The organism is Photobacterium kishitanii (assembly GCF_000613045.3).
Classification (GTDB): domain Bacteria; phylum Pseudomonadota; class Gammaproteobacteria; order Enterobacterales; family Vibrionaceae; genus Photobacterium; species Photobacterium kishitanii.
The window spans coordinates 2000636-2022160 of record NZ_LN794352.1 but is presented as its reverse complement, the minus strand read 5'-3'; the positions used below and the strand labels follow the sequence as shown (position 1 = coordinate 2022160).

Here is a 21525-nt window from a genome sequence, read left to right as displayed (position 1 = left end):
ATGCAACACTGTTTTTTATTCTTTGTGTGGAGGAGGATATATTTAGGGGGAAGGAATATAGAAGGCGTTGAGATGATAAAAAGCCAGTAATATGTCGATAAACGATAATTGCTGGCTTTAAAATAGAATTCAGTAGTTAATACTTATGCGCGAGCGTAACGTTGATTACGTTTTTTGTTTGCTGTTGCTAGAGTTTTAAGTAAAAAGGCTAGGAAACCAACAAATAATGCGTTAAAGCCCATAAAGAAGACTAGATTAATGAAATTGAAACCCTCTTCTGGAGCAATTGGCATTGCTGATGCCAGGCCATAATTACCAAGCAGCAATAGAGCAGTACAAAGAATCGCAGCGATAGTTGAAATTTTTGAGAGAGCAGCAAGATCTTTAGTATTCATAATATGGTTCCTAACATTGACATTGATCATAATTTACACTGAAAAATGTAATTTTAAAACCAATTTGATAAAAAAAGATCGTATTTATCACAGCATTATTACATATAAAGCGCCTCAATAATTGGTATATAACGTTTAGAGGCGCTCATATAAGCATTTATGTTAGTTAATTAATATTAACAATTAGTTATGAGCAAGGTATTGCTTCATTTGTCGTTGTGACTGTTTTGCTCTCCAAAGAAGGCAGCCAAGAAACCCAACAAACATACAATTAAAAACAACGTAGAAAATGATATGGATGTAATCAATATGGGTTTGATTGCTGGTCATATCTTTGACTTCAATCGGCATGTTGGAAAGTAAGCCATAATTACCAAGCACAACAAGGCTTAAACAAAGTAAAGATGCGATAAGGCTCATTTTGATTAAAGCCGAAAAGTTTTGGGTGTTCATGATGATTATTCCAAAGTAAATACCGCTGAAATTTACTTTTTTCATCTCATTTTAGGAAGAGAGAAAAATGGAATATAGGTGTGCGAAATCTGTTTTATAGCTTTATGTAGCTGGACGTTAGTGTACTGAAAAAGCACAAATTCAGATTTTAACGGCAAAAGACGTTTTTTTTTCGTCCAAACTTACTGTTTTATTACGATTCAATTTGGTTTTAGACGCTGCTTTCTTTAGTATGTATCGTTACGCGATTTTATATCTCCCTTAAGGACGCCACCTGTGGGTGGATGAGGATACGATGCAACATCTAGACGAGATTATTGCCAACGCAACGGCAGCTATTGGGCAGGCTGATTCATCAGTTGCTCTGGACGAAGTCCGAGTTCAATTTCTAGGCAAGAAGGGTCATTTAACTCTTCAATTACAAGCCCTAGGTAAATTACCACCAGAAGAGCGTCGCACTGCTGGTCAAGAGATTAATAAAGCGAAGCAAGTAGTACAAACATTACTTGTTGAGCGTAAAGACGGTCTACAACGAGCAGAGCTTGAAGCTAAGCTTGCTGCTGAGACTGTTGATGTTTCTTTGCCTGGTCGCCGTATTGAAAATGGTGGCCTTCACCCAGTGACGCGTACCATTGAGCGTATTGAAAGTTTCTTTGGTGAGCTTGGTTTCACAACTGAAGCCGGTCCTGAAATCGAAGATGCTTTCCACAACTTCGATGCATTGAATATTGCCGAAGATCATCCGGCACGTACCGATCACGATACGTTCTTCTTTAACCCAGATCTGATGCTACGTACGCATACTTCTGGTGTTCAGATCCGTACTATGGAAAATGGTCACCCGCCATTCCGCTTTATTGCGCCTGGCCGTGTATACCGTAATGATTACGATCAAACTCACACACCAATGTTCCACCAAGTGGAAGGTATGTTAGTTGACGAAAATGTAAACTTTGCTCAGCTAAAAGGTATTCTTCACGATTTCCTTTGTAATTTCTTTGAAGAAGAAGTTGAAGTACGTTTCCGTCCTTCTTTCTTCCCATTCACAGAGCCTTCTGCTGAAGTTGACGTGAAAGGTAAGAATGGTAAGTGGTTAGAAGTACTAGGCTGCGGCATGGTACACCCTAATGTTCTACGTTCAGTTAACATCGATCCTGAGAAGTACTCAGGCTTTGCATTTGGTATGGGCGTTGAGCGTCTAACTATGCTTCGTTACGGCGTTAACGATTTACGTGCGTTCTTTGAGAACGACTTACGTTTCCTAAAACAGTTCAAGTAAGCACTAGGGGCTAGAAATCTATGAAATTCTCTGAATCTTGGCTACGCGAGTGGGTTAATCCTGCAGTAAACAGCGAAGAGCTAGCTCACCAAATCACAATGGCTGGTTTGGAAGTTGACGGTATTGAAGCAGTTGCTGGTGAATTCACTGGCGTTAAAGTTGGTCAAGTTGTTGAGTGTGCTCAACACCCTGATGCTGATAAACTACGTGTAACAAAAGTAGATGTTGGTGCTGAAGAGTTACTAGACATCGTTTGTGGTGCGTCTAACTGTCGTCAAGGTATCAAGGTTGCTGTTGCAACTGTTGGTGCTGTTCTGCCTGGTGATTTTAAAATCAAGAAGGCAAAACTACGCGGTCAACCGTCTCACGGTATGCTTTGTTCTTTCACTGAACTAGGTATTGATGTTGAGTCTGACGGTATTATGGAATTAGCTGCGGATGCAGTACTGGGTACTGATTTCCGTGAATTCCTTGGTCTTGATGATGTGACTATCGATGTTGACCTAACAGCGAACCGCGCTGACTGTTTAAGCATTGCCGGTCTTGCTCGTGAAGTTGGTGTTCTTAACCGTACTGAAGTGACTGAACCTCAGTTTGATATTGTTGCGCCAACAGCGGCTGATACAATTTCAATTGATGTTAAAGCACCGGTAGCATGTCCACGTTACCTTGGCCGTATCGTTCGCAATGTGAACGTACAAGCTGAGACGCCATTGTGGATGCAAGAAAAGCTACGTCGTTGTGGTACGCGCTCAATTGATCCTATCGTTGACATTACTAACTACGTATTGCTTGAAATGGGTCAACCAATGCACGCATTTGATCTGGCTAAGATCGATGGCGGTATTGTTGTTCGCATGGCAGAGCAGGATGAAAAGCTGACGCTTCTTGATGGTAGCGAAGCTAAATTAAACAGCAATACACTAGTGATTGCAGATGACACTCAAGCCCTTGCAATTGCAGGTATCTTTGGTGGTCAATTCTCTGGTGTTAGCACTGAAACGAAAGATATTTTGCTTGAGTGTGCATTTTTTGCACCTGATGCGATTCGTGGTCGTGCTCGTAGCTATGGTCTACATACTGATTCTTCACACCGCTTTGAGCGTGGTGTTGATGCAACGCTACAAATGAAAGCAATGGAACGTGCAACAGCACTTATCGTTGAAATTTGTGGTGGTGAAGTAGCACCAATCGTTGAAGCTGAATCAGAAGCTGATTTACCCAAAGCCGCAACGATTGAATTACGTCGTATTAAATTAGATCGTCTATTAGGTCATGCTATTGCTTCAGAAGAAGTAGTAGAGATCCTAACACGTCTAGGTTGTGATGTTGAAACAACAGATGCTGGCTGGAAAGCAACAGCACCTGCATGGCGTTTCGATATGGCAATTGAAGAAGATTTAGTAGAAGAAGTGGGCCGTATTTTCGGTTACAACAACATTCCTAATCAATCACCAGTTGCCGCACTGAGCATGAACCTACACAAAGAAGCGAATTTACCGCTGAAACGTGTACGTGATTTGCTAGTCGGTCGTGGTTTCCAAGAAGCAATTACTTACAGTTTCGTTGAGCCTGAGCAGCAAAAACTGATCGTGCCTGAAATTGAACCATTGATTCTGCCATTCCCAATTTCTGCGGATATGTCAGCAATGCGTTTGAGCCTATGGACTGGCCTACTAAATACAGTAGTGTTCAACCAAAAGCGTCAGCAACCACGTGTACGTTTATTTGAAGCTGGTTTACGTTTTGTACCTGAGCAATCAGCGGAAAACGGCATGCGTCAAGAAATGATGCTTGCTGGTGTAATTGCGGGTAACCGTAGTGATGAGCATTGGGATATTGAAACTAACACTGTTGATTTCTTTGATCTTAAAGGTGATTTAGAAGCCGTTCTTGAGCTAACAGCAAAAGATGCTTATAGCTTTAAAGCAGCTAAACACCCAGCACTTCACCCTGGTCAATCAGCAGCAATCGTTGTTGATGGCAAAGAAATTGGTTTCATTGGTACTGTACACCCTGAGCTAGAGCGTAAGTTTGGCTTAAACGGTCGTACGATTGTATTTGAAATCGAGTGGGCAGCAATTAATACTCGTATGCTTCCTGAAGCTGTCGCTATTTCTAAATTCCCTGCAAACCGTCGTGATATTGCGGTTGTAGTGAGTGAAGATATTGCAGCTGGTGATGTTGTGGCTGCTTGTCGTGAAAACGGTGGTGAGCTCTTAAAAGCAGTTAATCTGTTTGATGTTTACACTGGTAAAGGTGTAGATGACGGTCAGAAGAGTCTTGCGATTGCGCTAACATTGCAATCAACTGAGCGTACATTAGAAGAAGCTGATATTGCAGCAGCAGTAGAAAGTATTGTTAATGCATTAGCAGAAAAATTTGATGCGTCACTTCGTGACTAAAAAAACACCATAATCAAATTTAAGTCTTTGTTTTAGGAAAGCAGCCTCTAGAGGCTGCTTTTTTTTGATCTAGATCTAAAAAATAATAACAGCTTGATAAATAGTCATATTTTCTATTTCTTAGTTATGAAGTAGAGTTTTTGACTGTATATTGCTAATTTTTTAGTGGTTTAGTGCTGTTCGTGGTGTGGGGAAGGTCAACTAGATGCATTGTTATAGTAAAATTATGCAACCAAAATGGTGTTATTTGACATGAAGTTAACGTAAAAAAGTTGGCGAAAATCAGCGAGTTGGCTTAGACTGAGTCTAGTTAATAGTGAGAGGGATAATATAGTCCCGTAGTTTTTGCAGTTTAGAATTACATCTCTAATTGACATATACCTTATTCACAGTGGCATACTTTTATAATTGGTATGTACACTATCCATTCAACATAGTCTTGAGGGAGTTATCTATGGCGCTCACAAAAGCCGATTTGGCTGAGAACCTGTTTGAAAATGTTGGATTAAGCAAACGGGACGCCAAGGATACGGTGGAAGTCTTCTTTGAAGAAGTTAGGAAGGCTCTAGAAAATGGTGAGCAAGTTAAATTATCAGGTTTTGGTAACTTTGATTTGCGTGACAAAAATGAGAGACCTGGAAGAAACCCTAAAACGGGTGAAGATATCCCTATCTCCGCACGCCGTGTCGTTACATTCCGTCCTGGTCAGAAGCTTAAGGCTCGTGTCGAAAGTTTAGAAGTTAATAAATAAATCTTTCGCAAGTTTGCTGATCTGAACTGAAACCCAAGTAAATGTATTTTTACTTGGGTTTTTTATTACCCTATTTTTAGGATGTCACTTGTGGCATGACTATATTAATAATAGTGACGTCATTATTTCTTATCTCTAGGATGCGATAAGAATAAATATAGGGAGTTTATTTATAATGAACAAGGAGGTTGGTATATGACTTTAATCGAACAGATAAAACGAGGACAGTTTCTTAAAGCAACGTGCGATTTTTCACAGCCTTTTGTTACTGGAGAGTGGGTCTTAGACTCTGGATTACATTGTCAGCTGTTATATCGTGGTGTCTTACAAATTACGCCGCGAGAATTAGCCAGTGATACAAAAGATATTGTTTTGTCTTGTGGCGTTCATGGTGATGAGACTTCTCCGATAGAACTCGTTCAGCAAATAGCTTCAGGTGTAGTATTAGGCCAGATCCAACCGGTACATCGTTTATTATTAATTATTGCGCATCCTGAAGCGATTAATCATCAGCAACGATTTATGGCTGAAAACATGAATCGATTGTTTCAAGTTAGGAATTTTGAGAAAAATAACGAGTGTCGTATTGCGAACGCGTTACAATTGGCGATAAACAGCTTTTATGGTACTTCTATTGCGATAAAACCTGAACGATGGCATCTAGACTTACATTGTGCTATTCGGCCGTCACAGCATGATACCTTTGCAATAAGCCCCTATACTGATAAACAGACGCGCAGTAATAAATTGTTTAGCTTTATCCATCACGCTAAATTAGACGCAGTTCTGCTTTCTAATAAGCCATCACCAACATTTGCTTGGTATAGCGCTGAATATCATGGCGCGCAGGCACTGACTGTTGAACTCGGGCGAGTGGGTAAACTTGGGCATAATGACTTCACCGTATTAGCGCCGTTTCGACATGCTATTTTACAACTCATTACGGATGTCGCTTTGCCAATTATTTGGACCAATGAAGTCGAGGTGTATCAGGTTAGTCGTACGATTGTTAAACGACAAGCCGAATTCTATTTTACGTTTAATGATGATGTTGCCAATTTTACTTTTTTTGCAGAAGGCGATGAATTTGCAGTGGATGGTAGTCAAACTTATACCGCAAGTGTTGGTGGGGAAGCCGTTGTTTTTCCTAATCGGCATGTGGTAGTAGGGCAACGAGCGGTATTGATGGTAAAAAAAGCTAATTTGATTTTTGATGAACAAGTTAGAGTTTGTGCTAAAAGTAACGCATCATCTTGATTAATAGTTTTAATACTGCAGTTTTAGAGGCGTTTCTTTTCATTGTGAAAGTCACAGGGTATGGTATTTGACCTTACTCTTTTAATCGTAATGAAGTCTTAATGTTGTTAAATGAATTATTATATCAACAGCAACAACGGTGGCGTATTTGGATAATAGTTTCGTCGATGGTGTTGATCGGTATTTGTCTGTTTGCTATTGCTATTGGTGAAGTATGGATTGTACCTTGGGCACCTGATGGTGCTCTTCAGCAGCAATTATTACTGCAATTACGTATACCAAGGGTATTAGCAGCTCTGATTGTGGGGGCTGCATTAGCCAGTTCTGGTGCGGTTCTACAAGTGTTATTAGGTAACCCATTAGCTGAGCCTGGCGTGCTTGGTATTTCAGGCGGTGCGAGCTTAGCCGTTGTATTGCTCTTATTCTTTGTTCCTATCGTACCAACCCCCGTTATTACTATGTTTGCTGCTATGGCTGGTGCGTTATTGTTTACGCTTATTTTAGTTGGCTTTTCTCGACGACAAAAAGTCTCTATGGCTCGATTATTATTAATTGGGGTTGCCTTAGGTATTTTATCGAGTGCAATAGTGACATGGGCATTTTATTTCAGTGATGATTTAAGTATGCGTCAACTGATGTACTGGCTAATGGGCAGTGTTGGTGGGGTGAGTTGGGAGCAATTGTCACTACTATTTTTTATTGTGCCAGTATTAGTTGTACTTTGTATGCAAGGTAAGTCATTGGATGTGATGATGCTTGGTGATGTAGCAGCACGGCAATTAGGCGTTGATGTTAGGCGTATTCGATGGCTACTGATCTTAATGGTGTCGTTATTAGTGGGTTGTTCGGTGGCACTTGCTGGTGTGATTGGGTTTGTTGGCTTGGTTGTACCGCACCTATTACGGTTACAATTGGGCACCGAGAATCGGTATTTATTGCCGCTATCGGCTATTTGCGGTGGGATATTATTAGTATTAGCAGATACATTATCACGGGTGTTATTGACTGATGCCGATTTACCGATTGGTGTGGTGACAACATCACTTGGTGCGCCTGTCTTTATTTGGATGCTAATGCGTTCGCAGTTGGATTAAATTATGATAACAATGTTTGATAACGGTGATATTTCAACAGCGGCTGCGTTAATATTAAAAGCTCAGAATATTTCTTTTGTACCGCGATTATTACCTATGTCATTGACGCTTTATAGCGGCCAAATCACGCATGTTATAGGGCCAAATGGTAGCGGTAAAAGCACCGTATTATCCATTTTATCGGGTTTGTTTGATTATAATGGTAGCATTAGATTACTTAATGATGACTTAGTTGATTATGATCTGCCTTCATTAGCGCATGTTCGTAGTTATTTGTCGCAACAAGATAAACCCAACTTTTCAATTCCAGTTTTTCAATATTTATTACTTGCAGTGTCAGCTTTACAGCATGTTGATAATGAGCAATTACAAATCGCACTCGATGAGATTTGCAACCGTTTAGATATTCAAGATAAGTTGCCGCGAAATATTCAACAACTTTCTGGTGGCGAGTGGCAACGAGTACGATTAGCAGCGGCATGTTTACAAGTTTGGCCAGCTATAAACCCACAAGCTAAATTATTATTACTTGATGAACCCGCAGCAGCGTTAGATATTGCTCAAGAGGCGTCAATGTATCAATTAGTGCGGTGTATTGCGCAACAGGGCATTGCGGTAGTGATGGTTAATCATGACTTAAATAGAACCTTACGTGAAGCAGATAATGTGGTGATGTTGGATCGTGGTCACTGCGCCGCTTATGGTAATGTTGAACGAGTAATGACAGTTGAAAAGTTACAAGCAGTATTTAAAACAAGTATCCATAGAATAGATCATAATGGCGTTCCTTGTTTGGTTTTTATTGATTAATTTAAGTCACTAGAAATAGATTAGTTGGTGTTAAGCGATAAAATAAAAAGGCAGATAAACTGCCTTTTTAAAGATGAACTAGTTAAGTGATTATTTGATCTTAAATTGTCCGACTAATTGTTTTAACCCATGAGTTGCTTGATCGAGCTGAGTAATAATTTTTTCTGAATTATGATTCTCTTGAATTAATTTGGTCACAATATCTTGAATAGAAATCATATTACTATTAATTTCTCCAGTAACGGCATTTTGTTCAGTGGATGCTGTAGCAATTTGATTTGTACGATCGTCAATAGCATTAACTGCTTTAGTCACAGATTGAAGGCTATATGAGATTTGATTGGTTGAGTTAACGGCTTCATTACATGAGGCCTGACTCTTTTCCATTGCGTTTACGGCTTGAGTCACTAGATAGTGTAATTTGTCTAGCATCTCATTAATCTCGAGTGTACTGCTTTGAGTTCGACTTGCAAGCTCACGTACTTCATCTGCAACTACAGCAAACCCTCGTCCTTGTTCACCTGCTCGTGCAGCTTCAATAGCAGCGTTAAGGGCTAATAAGTTAGTTTGATCTGCAATATCTCCAATTACTTTTAATACATTATTAATACTATGTGACTGTTGGTTCAAATCGTCAATATACCCTGATGCGTGGGTCACTTCATCAACAAGAGTGTTAATTGAAACTAATGAGGTATCAACTTGTTGTTGTGCTAATAATGCATCATCGCTTACTTTGGTTGTTGAAGATGCAACGTCATTAGTGCTCTCTGCTATTTCATTTGCCGCTAAACTCATTTGTTGCACTGCGGTTACAATTTGCTCTGTTTCACAGTTATGGGAGTCTAATGTCGTCGTTAGCATATTTGTCTGTTGGTGGACATGCTGTGCAGCTGTGGTAAGACCTGCTGTTGATTGAGATACTTTAGTCATAATGTTTTGTAGTTTTGAAGCGAAACGATTAAAGGCATTAGCTAATTGGGCGATCTCATCGTTACCTGCTACATCTAAGCGTTTGGTTAAATCGCCTTCACCATCAGCAATATCGTCTAACGCTTTTGCCATTCGTGTAATCGGTTTAGTAATACGACTTGCGACTAATACAATGACTATAATTGATAATAAGCTAAATATAATAGAAAGGATAATGACAGTTTGGATTTGGTTATTTCTACTTTGTATGAGTTTATTATTGTACTTCAAAACATTAGCCTCAATATCATCTAGATAAAGACCTGTCCCTAGGATCCATTTGCCGTTATTTACAGTGGCAGCATAGCTTTTTTTAAGCTGTGGTTGTTGGCCTTCATTTTTAGGAAAGCTGTATTCAACGAATTGGTTATGGCCTTTAGATGATTGAATTAAAGCTTGAATATAACGTATACCATTAGCATCAATGGCTGCTATTTGATTGGTACCCTGAATTGCAGAATTAAGAGGATGGACAACATTAATACCCTCTATGGTGTAAATGAAAAAGTAGCCAGCGTTATTGTCAGCAAAACGTAATGGGTTGAGTAGTGCTTCAATTTCTTTAATTGTGTCTTGTTCATTACTGCCTTTAGCTATCATGTTGTCGATGACATGCTTAGTAATAAGTACTGCATCTTTTAATTCTTTTTGCCTTTCTTCAATAACTGCTGTGCGATAGTCATTAACATTATTTTTTAATGATTGATTTTGTAGATAGATAATAATTGTCATAGCAATACTCAGAATGAGTATCATAGGAGATAGACTAAGTAATAGTAGTTTGAGTTTTATTGATTTGAGCATAAAAATGTAGAGCCTCTCCAATATTGATGATTATATTTATTGATTACTGATAGTTATGAATTCGACGGATATATAAATATATTTATATGAATTTATAAAATAAGTATAAAAAAGAGGCGTAAATAAGATACTTATTCCAAAAAAATCCTGCTATTACATTATCTTGCAGTTAATTTAAAGAAAAAGACAAAAAAATACTCGCCATAGAGACGAGTATTTAAAAAGTAAGTTCTAATATTGATGATTATTTATTTTTTAAGTAAACAATAGTATTAGCTAAATCTTGTAGGCTTTTGTGTGCACTGGTATTTACTAAGTACTTACCATTTACAAGGAATGCAGGCACTGATTCAAGGGCTGAATTACGCACAATATCTTCAGATTGCTGGAACATCTTAAATACTTCTTTTTGTTGAGCTTCTGTTAGCTCGTAAGGACTTTTTAAGTTGTTATCATGGAAGATTTTATCAAGTGCAGTTTTACGTTGTTCAACTGTCATGTCTTTTGGTGAGTCTTGTACGAAAGCAAATAATTGCTCAACTAATGCATGGCTGGGTTTGTTGTCTGTTTGTACCATTGCTGCATAGAAAATGAAGGCTGCTTTTTGAGCACTTTCATTAAAAATAACGTGAACTTGCTTGATATCGCCATTGGTAAGTTTTTTGATTTCAGGAAGAATGCTTTCCATCTTACGGCAGTGGCCACAAGAAAGAGAAAAGATTTCCGTAACACCTTTCATTTCTGGCATTGGGGTTGGGATCACAGAGTATTGATCACCTTCTTGCGGTGTTTTTGAATCAGAACATCCTGATAGTGCAAATACAGTAAAGAGTAGAACAAAAAAAGCTTGATAAATACGTTTCATGTTTCAGTACTTTTAAAAGAAATTATGATTCTATTATGTCGATAAAATACTGTAAATGCATCGACAAAATGATAATAATCAATAAAAAAATGTGCTATTTAATTCCTTTGAGTCTAAATGTTAAGCGTTTATTGTTATCAATTCATTATCCATAAATAAGGTGTGAATATCTCCGTGTGTTAAATTATAGAATAAGCTATTATTGGCGGCTTTTTTACCGCATGTGAGTGTTAATCGATGTACATTGGATTTGATTATGGAACCGCGAATTGTTCGGTTGCAGTGATGGAAGACAGTAAGCCTAAACTTTTACCATTAGAGAATAATAATCAATATATTCCGTCGACCTTATGTGCGCCAACACGTGAATCTGTGTCTGAATATTTATATCGCTTCATGGGTATTTCACCATCAAACGCGACGGGTGAGCAGGTTTTACGTCGTGCTATGGCATTTAATCGTGAAGAAGACATAGAGGTTGTTGCGGGGGATTTGCAATTCGGTCAAGCTGCACTTGATCTTTATCTCGATGATCCCGAAGAAGTTTATTACGTTAAATCGCCAAAATCATTTCTTGGTGCGAACGGTTTACGTGATGGCCAAATTAGCTTTTTTGAAGATCTTGTTTGTGCAATGATGGTTAATATAAAGCGTACCGCTGAACAAAGTTTGCAACAAGATATTGTTAGTACCATTATTGGGCGCCCAGTAAACTTTCAAGGTATTGGTGGCGAAAGTGCTAACCAACAAGCTGAAGGGATTTTATCGCAAGCAGCTAAACGAGCTGGATTTAAAAACGTGAGTTTTCAGTTTGAACCTGTTGCTGCTGGACTTGAATATGAATCTACATTAACGGCAGATAAAACGGTGCTGGTGGTTGATATTGGCGGTGGCACTACCGATTGTTCGTTAATTAATATGGGGCCTAGTTTCCGTCATCTTACTGATCGTAGCTCTAGTTTATTAGCCCATAGTGGTCAACGTGTTGGTGGTAATGATCTTGATATTCATTTAGCGTTTAAACAATTAATGCCACAGTTTGGCTTAGGCAGTAAAACGATTCGTGGTATCGAAATGCCATTTAATCAATTTTGGAATCCGATTGCGATTAATAATGTTGCAGCACAAACTGAATTTTATGGTGATGCTAATTTACGTGCGTTAGAAAAACTTCGTCATGATGCTGCTGATCCACAATTATTGTCGCGATTAATTCATGTTTATCATGAGACGCTTGGCTATCAAATCATTCGTCATGCAGAAGAAGCTAAAATTGCATTATCGAGTCAAGCACATCACACCGTGAATATGGCGTTAATGCAAGATTTGTTTGAAGTTGATATTTCCGCCCAGCAATTGGCTGAAGCAATAGAAACACCAAAAGAGAAAATGCGCGATCTTGTCATTGAGGCAATGGCACAAAGTCAGGTTAAACCAGATGCTATATTTATGACCGGCGGCACTGCACGTTCGCCTATTTTACGTCAATGTATTGAGCAGCAATTACCGAATATTCCTATCGTAAGTGGTAGCTATTTTGGGTCAGTAACTGCCGGCTTAGCACGTTGGGGTGAACGCTGCTATGGCTAATATATTAATAAAAAATAAAAATTCATAGTTAAATGCCTGCGTGAATGCAGGCATTTTTGAATAAGGAAAACTTATGCTGGTTTAGGTGCATAGGCCGAACACCAACCGTTGATGTTAACTGTCTTTCCTGGAAAGATGGCACAAGGCTGCCAGTCACTACTACTGTTATCATTTCGAATCAAAAGGCAATTTTTACAATTTTGACCTTTAACTGTTGAATGATTAACGTATTTTAGTGCACTAGCTTGTGGGCTATCTTGTTTCAGGTGGGGGAGAGCAGCGGCAGAAGCTGAGCGTATTATTATTTTGTTACCCAGTGTTAAGCCAATAATACCGCCAGCTGTTAATCGTAGAAAGCGTCGCCGTGATGATTTTTTTATCATGATCCTTTCCCTATTCGTTATATTGAATAATTATACTAGCATTACTTATATAAGTAGAAATAAGCGATACTATTGTCCATTGTAATATTACTTATTTTATATTTTTAAATAATAGTATATGGATATTAAACAAACCAGAATAGAGATTATTTTTACTGTCTATTTTGTGATATTGATTATTATTATCATTTACTTTTGTTGTTATATTTCTCTTTAAATAAATCAAAATGATATAAAAGATAACTTTTGAACGATGTTTTAATACTATAACTATCTGTTTATAAGGGCATTAAAAAGAATTCATCTTTGATGGTATTTAATATTTCATTTTCGGTGTCTTTATTTATTGTTTTATTTCAGTCTTAATGTAAGAAAATGCATAACTATAATTTGTAGCTGCTTTTTATTTTATATTCATTACTAATAAAACGGTATAGCGTCATTATTCTTGTTATTTCACATTGGGGAGAAATAACATTAAGAAATATACGTGTTTGGATTAGTTTTACCTGAAATCTTTCAAGGAAACAGTACATGTCTGACGAGAACGTATTCAAACAGCCAAAACCGTTCTATTTGATATTTTCAATTGAATTCTGGGAACGTTTTGGTTTCTACGGTATGCAAGCTATTTTAACTGTTTATATGGTTAAAATTCTTGGCATGTCAGAGACAGCATCTTTTACTTTATTTGGTGCATTCTCAGCATTAGTTTATGGTTCAGTTGCTATTGGTGGCTGGGTCGGCGATAAAGTTCTTGGAACTAAAAGAACCATTAAATTAGGTGCAATGGTACTTGTAGTTGGTTACGCTTTATTAGGTTTATCAGCAACCAGCGGTTATGGTGGTTCCGATCTTATCTATATAGCGATGGGCTTTATTACCATGGGTAATGGTTTATTTAAAGCTAACCCTTCAAGCCTATTAGCGAAAGTCTATGGTGAAAATGATCCTCGTTTAGATGGTGCATTTACAATGTACTATATGGCCATTAATTTGGGTTCATTTTTCTCAATGCTATTATCACCATGGATTGCAGAGAAGTTTGGTTATGATATTGCCTTTGGCGTAAGTGCTGCAGGTCTAGTTATTACACTTATTAATTTCTATATTAGTGGTCATATCGTTAAAGGTATTGGCTCTAAACCTGATATGAAACCAGTTAATAAAATATATTATTTAGGTGTTTTAGTCGGCGCAATTATATTTAGTTTTATTAGTGCAATATTATTACAACATCTATTTTATGCGCACGCTATTTTAATTATCGTTGGTAGTACAATTGTTGGACTATATTTTAAAGAATTATTTTCAACCTCAGGTATTGAACGAGCAAAAATGTTTGTTGCTTTTGTATTGATGCTGCAAGGTATTGTGTTTTTTGTTCTTTATTTCCAAATGCCAACATCACTTAACTTCTTCGCGATACATAATATTTCACATGATTTATTTGGTATTAGTGTTGCGCCTGAACAGTTCCAAGCACTTAACCCTTTATGGATTATGATTGCGAGCCCAGTATTAGCGATGGTTTATAATAAATATGGCGATCGTTTTTCAATGCCATTTAAATTTGCTTTAGGTATGGTGCTATGTAGCTTGTCATTCTTAGTATTAGTGCTTGGTGCTCATTTTGCTAATAGTGACGGTATTGTAGATTCAAATTGGCTTATTCTTTCTTATGGTTTCCAATCCATTGGTGAGTTATTCGTATCAGGTCTTGGTTTGGCTATGGTTGCTCAGCTAGTACCACAGCGAATGATGGGTTTTGCTATGGGAATGTGGTTCTTAACGTCTGCAACCGCAGCTGTAGTTGCTGGTTGGGTTGCCACTTTAACCGCAGCACCTGCTAATGTGATAGAGCCTCACCAAACGCTAATGTTATACAGCCATGTGTTTGGCATTATTGGCTATTCTACGGCGGGTATTGCCGTCTTCACTATGCTTATTGCTCCTAAGCTAACCCGAGTTATGCGTGGTGAGGATTCATCAGCCGAGGTAACTACCGCATAACAATTAGTTAAAGTTACGTGCTTAAATAAAACGGATGTCGACTGATAAAGTCATTGGCATCCGTTTTTATTTGGGGGTAATAATGCGAGAGCAGGAGAGCAGGAGAGCAGGAGAGCAGGAGAGCAGGAGAGCAGGAGAGCAGGAGAGCAGGAGAGCAGGAGAGCATCACAATATGGCCAAAGGCATGCAAGATAAGATAGATAAGAATATGGAAGCTGAAGCTTGTTAGAATAAACGTTTAAGTACGTAAGAGGATTAGTAATGAACCCGTTGCTACAAAAAAGCCCCAGTATCATTTTAAAGTGATGAACTGAGGCTTTTTTATTGGGTGCTAATTACTGAGCAGAGATAGGATTACAATTTTCACTCTGTAATTTAAGGCTCGCAAAGTATTGCTGAGTTTCAGCGATTACAACATGACGTAGCATGACTAAACCAATGAGGTTTGGAATTGCCATTAAACCATTAACGATATCAGCAATGACCCAAATCATATCCAATTGCATGAATGCACCGCCAGCGATGAGCACTAAAAATACTAGCTTATAAGGCATTATTGCTTTTACGCCAAATAAGTAAGTAATACAGCGTTCACCGTAGTAGTTCCAACCCAAAATAGTGGTAAAGGCAAAAAACATTAAGCCGATTGATACCATTAATGGGCCGTAATATTCAGAATGCAAACCAGCAGCAAAAGCATGTGTTGTCATTGTTGCGCCGGCAAAATCACCTGTCCATGCACCTGTAACCACTAGAGTTAAGCCTGTCATTGTACAAATAATAATAGTATCAAAGAATGTTCCTGTCATTGATACTAAGCCTTGGCGCACGCATGAATTAGTTTGTGCCGCCGCTGCAGCAATAGGAGCACTTCCTAATCCTGACTCATTTGAAAATACACCGCGAGCAATACCAGATTGAATAGCCAGCATCATTCCAGCGCCGACAAAACCACCTGTAGCTGCGTGGCCGGTAAAGGCTGATTGAATAACTGTTTCAATTGCAGCTGGTAGCGCGTGGAAATTAGTACCTAAAACAATTAGGCAAGCTATGATGTAGAAGCCAGCCATAAGAGGCACAACTGTACTCGCTACTTTTGAAATTGATTGAATACCTCCTAAAGTCACTGTTGCGACTAATAGGGTTAATATAACAACGGTAATTTCTTTTGGCACACTAAATGAAATCTGAGCAGCTTCTACAATGGCATTAGCTTGTGGGAATGTACCAATACCAAAACAAGCAACACCGACAGCAAAAATGGCAAATAGTTTAGCGAGCCATTTGCTACCAACGCCTTTTTCAAGGTAGTACATTGGACCACCAAGGATTTGGCCATTAGCATCGATTTCGCGATATTTGACGGCTAATAAACATTCAGCATATTTGGTTGCCATGCCAAATAAAGCAGCGAGCCACATCCAAAATAGAGCGCCCGGACCACCAAGTTTGATTGCAGTTGCAACACCTACAATATTACCTGTACCTATTGTTGCAGATAAGGCGGTACATAATGCAGCAAAGCTTGATACATCACCTTCGCCACGGCTATCTGGATCTTTTTTGCCACCAAAAACATATCGCAATGCTAGTGGTAGGTAACGGATCTGGATAAAACCAAGTCGAACAGTAAGGTATAAACCTGTACCTACTAATAAAATTAATAGAGGAGGTCCCCAAACGAAGCTATCTAATGTGCGTAGAAAATTAAAAATTGTGTCATGTAGTGGATTCATTATTCCTCCTTCAACGTACAAAGGAAGAGATATAGAACAACAGGTAAATGTTAGTTACAGAATGGCTTCTGGTTGCTGCTCTTATCTCCTCTGTCCTTTTGCCTGAGAGTTTCACCGTAATATGCTACGGTTTGCTCCTTCGGCGCTCGATTTAACGAGTCTCTCCAGAGGCTCCTCCAATAACAGTCCATACCTATTGCATTACTGCAACCTGGTGCCTGAAAGATTTACGAATTAAAACATGATGGGATCATATCGCTTTTCGCTTACTTCTTCGGCGGGCCGACGTGTTATACCATTATGGTATTCGTCATTGGCCGCTCTCCTGCTATCTTCATCGGAACTCATTTCGCCCGCAATGTTAGGGGATAAAAATGTGATTGTCAGCAAAAAATTAAAAAAAAAAGCGCTTGCTGAATAAAATAAGCGTCAGTTGATAATAAATGGAATATTCCGTATAAAAATAAACCAGCTAAGACGATGGTAGTTATTGTGGCATTATTTCTATTGGCGATAATTTATGCGCGAGAGTTAAGGGTTTAAGGTGCTATCAAGTACTGAAATTAATTCATTATTAGCGTCAGAGGTAATCTCCCACCCGAATACACCACCAAGTCCCTGCTTCTTCGCATACTCGGCTTTAGCTTTTAGTGAGCGTTTATCTTCAAAACTAATATATTCTTTATTTTTCTGATTATAAAGCACTGCGGCCTCGGCATGCTCATCATAGTAATAACGGTAACCTAATTTAGGATTTTTAAGAAAATATTTACTGATGTCGTTGTAATTAAAATATCCAGGATCTTTAATATCAGATCCTTTATTTGACCCCCCGTTACTGCTAAGACCTTCGAATTTATTGAGTGGTATTAAATCAACACCTTGCCATCCTCGGCCATAAAAAGGGCTACCTATAATGATTTTTTGTTTTGCCACTTGTTTATTGATAAGCGTTTTTACTAGATTATCGACAGAGGTATTATTCGGGGTGTTTGGTGTGCTGTATAAGTTGCTATGATGACCAACCACGCTATTCCAGTTACCTAAAAAATCAAAGCTCATTAAATAAAGTTGATCTAGATTTTTAGCTACATGAGGCCAATTAATACCTGGCAAGGTTTTAGTATCGGCATTGATAGCTGCCGAAAGTTGATAATGGCGGTTATGCTTATTACCGAGATAGTCTAATTTATGACGTAATTCTTCAATTAAAAGGCTATAAGCTTCTCGTTCTTGAATTACTTGGTCGTGCCCTTTGCCTGATAAACCATGTCCTCCTGGGTATTCCCAATCGATTTGAATACCATCAAAGAAATCATATTTAGTAATTAGTTCTACTGCTGTATCAATAAATGTTTGACGATAGATAGGGTTGGTAGCAACAGTATGAAAAGGTTCAGAGAGGGTCCATCCACCAAAGCTGGGTAGAATACTTAAATGAGGGTATTTTTCAGATAATGCTTTTAATTGACCAAAATTTCCTTTGTAACTAACGTTAGGTGCAGTTTCTCCAGTAAGTTTTATCTGTAATGCTGCATATTCATCGAGAATAATAGCGGTTCCAATCGGTTTATCTGCGCATTGGGTTTTGATTATTTTTTTGATGTTATCTGGGGATGAATGAACAGGGCCGCATACTGCTAGAAAAGCATAGATTAAATGGGTTAATTTTTCGGCAGGGATCATGCTTGCAGAGTATGGGTTGTTGGGAGTGTAGACTTTCCAATCTGGGTAGTAAGCAGCAACAACATAAGGTCGATCATGCTCAGTAGCATAACTAAGGTTTATTTGAGATAAAAAGCCATAGGTTAAAAGAGAGTATGTTGAGAGTGTACGAGCTGCAGTAGAAAGAGAGATCATTTATTTCTTAATTAATCTTATAAAATTATTTGTATTATTAACCAGATAGATAAAAATCATACATAGACTTGTTGTTATATTTTGATGTGAATCACAAAACTAATATCAAGAGCTAACATCAATTTTCACAAGTATTCGGATGAAATCTTGAGTTAGTTATGCTGATAGTTGTATTTTTCATTAGCACATATTGATGTGAAAAGGCGATGGAATCTAATATTTAGAACAACAAATAAAGCCATTCTAAATTATTTTATTAATAGCATGTAATTATCTTCTTATTTAAAGGTATAAATGAGTTGTTTATATTTAAGACGCAATATTGGATGGCTAAGTGCGTTAGTTGTGATGTTAGGGGGTCATGTGATTTGGGTTAATTGCTGCTATAAAGAGAAATATACCAGTGTTAAGAATAATCTTGTGAAATATCATAATGTGTTGGAAGTATCACCTTATGAACTATTATTAACAATGACTGGATATGAATTGATTTTCATTGAAATTGAAAACTCACAATCTAATGGCTTTAAATTATTACGCATTATCAAGCAACGTTATCCTACTGTAAAAATTGTTATTGTGTATCATGAGCTGGACTCTGAATTAGCGATAGTTGCATTGCGTGCTGGTGCAGAAGATATTTTGATTGCTAGTGCAAATAGACAAAAACTTGATAGTTGTTTAAGCCGTTTACATACGCATAAAGAAGATATAGTTATTGATGATGATATATCGCAGCGTGAACGTTCAATATTACCGGCATTATCTATTATCGATAACGATATTAGTGCACCATTGCGTGAAGAGGAACTTGCTAAAGCCTGTGATTTTTCAGCAACATATTTTTCCCGTTTATTTCACACCACGATGGGAGTGACACTGAAACAATATATTATTCAAAAGCGGTTAGATTTAGCTTGTGGATTACTAAGTGCAGATCATGAAAAAATAGCATCGGTTGCTACTTCAGCAGGATTTAAAGATGTCTCTTATTTTTCGCGTGTATTTAAAAAACATATCGGATGTTCACCGGGGAAATTTCGCTCAAATAATTATAAAGGATCATAGTAATTGGATGATCATTTACAGGTTACAGAGGAGTTGTTTATAATTATCGCTTCTTTCTTTTGATGACTTGATTAATGACTACATTTCATGAATTACTTGGTACTGATGATCGCTGCTCAAAAGCAGAAATAAAGAAAAAATATCGACAATTATCAGTTAAGTTACATCCAGATAAAGGTGGTTCTCAAGCATTAATGCAAATGTTGAGCATGGCTTATCAACAAGTAAGTAAAGGTAATGGCAATAAAAAATGTTCGGATATAATGACTATAAATAACAGTGACGGGCGCAAACAGCAAGTTGCTGACTTAAATAAAAAAATATCATTATTAATTAAAGAGAAAATGCAGTTACAAGCGTTGATTGAGCGCTATCAACAACAGGCTAATAATGGGTATAATGCTGGTGAAAATCAGGCACAACAGACATTAGTTTTATTGCAAACCACTAATAATCGTCTTAATGAACAACTTCTATTGTTACGTCGCCAAATCGAAGAGAATGAAATTAATCCGTCTTTAGCTAACAATAGATTAAACAAACAATCTGTTATGATAATATTTTCAGTGTTAATCATTGTTGTCATTTTTATTGGATGGTTTATTTGGCATTATCAATCTCAACATATGCAGCCTCAACCTTTAGATTTGATACCTACTCCTATTACTGTTCAAGTAAAAAATGTAATAGCGACACAAACAACAACGATGGAAAATATTGATGCCATAAACAGTGCTGATAAAATAATGATGACAGATACAGTGGGTTTATGGCAACAGCGCTATTATGAAGGTACTCGTCAACCTTATATTGCAGTTCGAAGTCTAAATGGATCTTATATAGTTAAAGATTGTCAGGGGACATTTAGCTATTATTCTAATCGTTCTCATAATACATCACGAGTATCGGCTAATTTAATTTTTAGCGCTAATGACCGCCAATTTTCAGTATATCGAATACCTTATGGCAATGGGTCGAGTGATCAACAATGGCTAAATAGTCAGAGTCTAAGTATTAATAATAATATTTTTAGTAATAATGGTTATAAATCAAGTTCATTAGCGTTAGCAGCAGTGTGTAATAATACCGTACCATTTTAGTTACTGTGGTTATTTTAAACCTCTAGTACTATAACTAATAGCAATTAGAGAAAGGAATATTAAATGGATTTATCGTCGTACCAAGGGATTATTTTTGATATGGATGGCACCTTGGTTGATTCAATGCCTGCTCATATTAATGCATGGCAACAAACATGTGCTGATTTTGAGTTACCGTTTGAGCGTGATTGGTTTTACGCAATGGGTGGTTCGCCAACCATTAATACTGCAGTAGCGCTATTAAAAAAATACGACATTGATGCAGATCCACAATTATTGGTTACAAGTAAACTGCGTTATTTTGATGAAATAAAACATAAGGGCGATATTATTCCAGCTACGTTTTCGTTATTACGGCAGCAAAAGGCGCTGCATAAACCGATTGCTATTGGTACTGGATGTTATCGACATCATGCTTTAGAAATACTTTCTACTTCAGGTATTTTACCGTTGGTAGATGTTGTCGTAACGGCTAATGATGTCCAGCGACATAAACCCTTCCCCGATACCTTTTTAGAAGCGGCAAGGTTATTGGGCGTACCAGTCTCACATTGTGTGGTGTTTGAAGATACTGAATTAGGTTGCCAAGCAGCACATGCCGCGAGTATGGATTGTTACCTTGTTCGTGATGGGATTATTAGTGAGTTTAGAGCCTTTAAACGATAGGGTTTAGTCATTTAAATAAATACG

Annotated in this window: 18 protein-coding genes and 1 riboswitch; of the genes, 11 read left to right on the top strand and 7 right to left on the bottom strand. The window is 37.8% G+C overall.

Annotated elements, in window-relative coordinates:
• Positions 1-143 precede the first annotated feature (143 nt).
• Entirely contained in the window at positions 144-395 is a 252-nt protein-coding gene (locus PPBDW_RS09510; protein WP_036795095.1) for a phenylalanyl-tRNA synthetase subunit alpha, read from the bottom strand.
• Positions 396-578: 183 nt separating this feature from the next.
• Positions 579-848, bottom strand: coding sequence for a hypothetical protein (locus PPBDW_RS09505; RefSeq protein WP_036795093.1), 270 nt, complete (start codon positions 846-848; stop codon positions 579-581).
• Between the two features lie 295 nt (positions 849-1143).
• Between PPBDW_RS09505 and pheS the strand changes: the two genes are divergently transcribed.
• The 6 genes from pheS (at position 1144) to btuD (ending at position 8444) form a co-directional block, all read left to right on the top strand.
• Positions 1144-2127, top strand: a complete 984-nt coding sequence (pheS, locus tag PPBDW_RS09500; protein ID WP_036795092.1) for a phenylalanine--tRNA ligase subunit alpha — start codon at positions 1144-1146, stop codon at positions 2125-2127.
• Between the two features lie 20 nt (positions 2128-2147).
• Positions 2148-4532 (top strand): phenylalanine--tRNA ligase subunit beta, encoded by a 2385-nt coding sequence (gene pheT / locus PPBDW_RS09495; RefSeq protein ID WP_036795091.1) that lies wholly within the window; start codon positions 2148-2150, stop codon positions 4530-4532.
• 454 nt (positions 4533-4986) lie between these two features.
• The gene (ihfA, locus tag PPBDW_RS09490; RefSeq protein WP_036795089.1) at positions 4987-5283 is read left to right on the top strand and encodes an integration host factor subunit alpha; all 297 of its coding nucleotides are present in this window, start codon (positions 4987-4989) and stop codon (positions 5281-5283) included.
• 195 nt (positions 5284-5478) lie between these two features.
• The gene (locus tag PPBDW_RS09485; protein ID WP_036795081.1) at positions 5479-6540 is read left to right on the top strand and encodes a succinylglutamate desuccinylase; all 1062 of its coding nucleotides are present in this window, start codon (positions 5479-5481) and stop codon (positions 6538-6540) included.
• A 101-nt stretch (positions 6541-6641) separates the two neighbouring features.
• A complete protein-coding gene (gene btuC / locus PPBDW_RS09480; protein WP_036795079.1) occupies positions 6642-7634 on the top strand; it encodes a vitamin B12 ABC transporter permease BtuC in 993 nt (330 codons plus the stop codon).
• A 12-nt stretch (positions 7635-7646) separates the two neighbouring features.
• A complete protein-coding gene (gene btuD, locus PPBDW_RS09475; protein WP_081045067.1) occupies positions 7647-8444 on the top strand; it encodes a vitamin B12 ABC transporter ATP-binding protein BtuD in 798 nt (265 codons plus the stop codon).
• Between the two features lie 90 nt (positions 8445-8534).
• Here the strand turns inward: btuD and PPBDW_RS09470 are convergent, their stop codons facing one another.
• The gene (locus tag PPBDW_RS09470; protein ID WP_243423007.1) at positions 8535-10148 is read right to left on the bottom strand and encodes a methyl-accepting chemotaxis protein; all 1614 of its coding nucleotides are present in this window, start codon (positions 10146-10148) and stop codon (positions 8535-8537) included.
• Between the two features lie 316 nt (positions 10149-10464).
• Positions 10465-11085, bottom strand: coding sequence for a thiol:disulfide interchange protein DsbA/DsbL (locus PPBDW_RS09465; RefSeq protein ID WP_036795076.1), 621 nt, complete (start codon positions 11083-11085; stop codon positions 10465-10467).
• Positions 11086-11322: 237 nt separating this feature from the next.
• Here PPBDW_RS09465 and yegD point away from each other — a divergent pair, with 237 nt between their 5' ends.
• Positions 11323-12675 carry a molecular chaperone gene (gene yegD, locus PPBDW_RS09460; protein WP_036795075.1) on the top strand — a complete coding sequence of 451 codons (1353 nt, stop codon included), beginning with the start codon at positions 11323-11325 and terminating at the stop codon, positions 12673-12675.
• A gap of 71 nt (positions 12676-12746) precedes the next feature.
• Here the strand turns inward: yegD and PPBDW_RS09455 are convergent, their stop codons facing one another.
• Positions 12747-13058, bottom strand: coding sequence for a high-potential iron-sulfur protein (locus tag PPBDW_RS09455; RefSeq protein WP_036795073.1), 312 nt, complete (start codon positions 13056-13058; stop codon positions 12747-12749).
• Between the two features lie 534 nt (positions 13059-13592).
• Between PPBDW_RS09455 and dtpA the strand changes: the two genes are divergently transcribed.
• A complete protein-coding gene (dtpA, locus tag PPBDW_RS09450; RefSeq protein WP_036795070.1) occupies positions 13593-15071 on the top strand; it encodes a dipeptide/tripeptide permease DtpA in 1479 nt (492 codons plus the stop codon).
• Between the two features lie 335 nt (positions 15072-15406).
• Here dtpA and PPBDW_RS09445 read toward each other — a convergent pair whose 3' ends face one another.
• Positions 15407-16807, bottom strand: coding sequence for an alanine/glycine:cation symporter family protein (locus tag PPBDW_RS09445; protein WP_036795068.1), 1401 nt, complete (start codon positions 16805-16807; stop codon positions 15407-15409).
• Between the two features lie 80 nt (positions 16808-16887).
• Positions 16888-16985: riboswitch (glycine riboswitch) on the bottom strand.
• 353 nt (positions 16986-17338) lie between these two features.
• Positions 17339-18667 (bottom strand): glycoside hydrolase family 18 protein, encoded by a 1329-nt coding sequence (locus PPBDW_RS09440; protein ID WP_054262051.1) that lies wholly within the window; start codon positions 18665-18667, stop codon positions 17339-17341.
• A gap of 420 nt (positions 18668-19087) precedes the next feature.
• On the opposite strand from PPBDW_RS09440, the gene PPBDW_RS09435 reads away from it, so the two are divergent.
• The 3 genes from PPBDW_RS09435 to PPBDW_RS09425 all read left to right on the top strand — a co-directional run bounded on the left by PPBDW_RS09435 (position 19088) and on the right by PPBDW_RS09425 (position 21501).
• Positions 19088-19735 carry a helix-turn-helix transcriptional regulator gene (locus PPBDW_RS09435; RefSeq protein WP_230850379.1) on the top strand — a complete coding sequence of 216 codons (648 nt, stop codon included), beginning with the start codon at positions 19088-19090 and terminating at the stop codon, positions 19733-19735.
• 74 nt (positions 19736-19809) lie between these two features.
• Entirely contained in the window at positions 19810-20835 is a 1026-nt protein-coding gene (locus tag PPBDW_RS09430; protein ID WP_054262050.1) for a J domain-containing protein, read from the top strand.
• 63 nt (positions 20836-20898) lie between these two features.
• Positions 20899-21501: an HAD family hydrolase gene (locus PPBDW_RS09425; RefSeq protein ID WP_036795066.1), complete on the top strand. Its 603-nt coding sequence runs from the start codon at positions 20899-20901 to the stop codon at positions 21499-21501.
• The last annotated feature ends 24 nt before the right edge of the window (positions 21502-21525 follow it).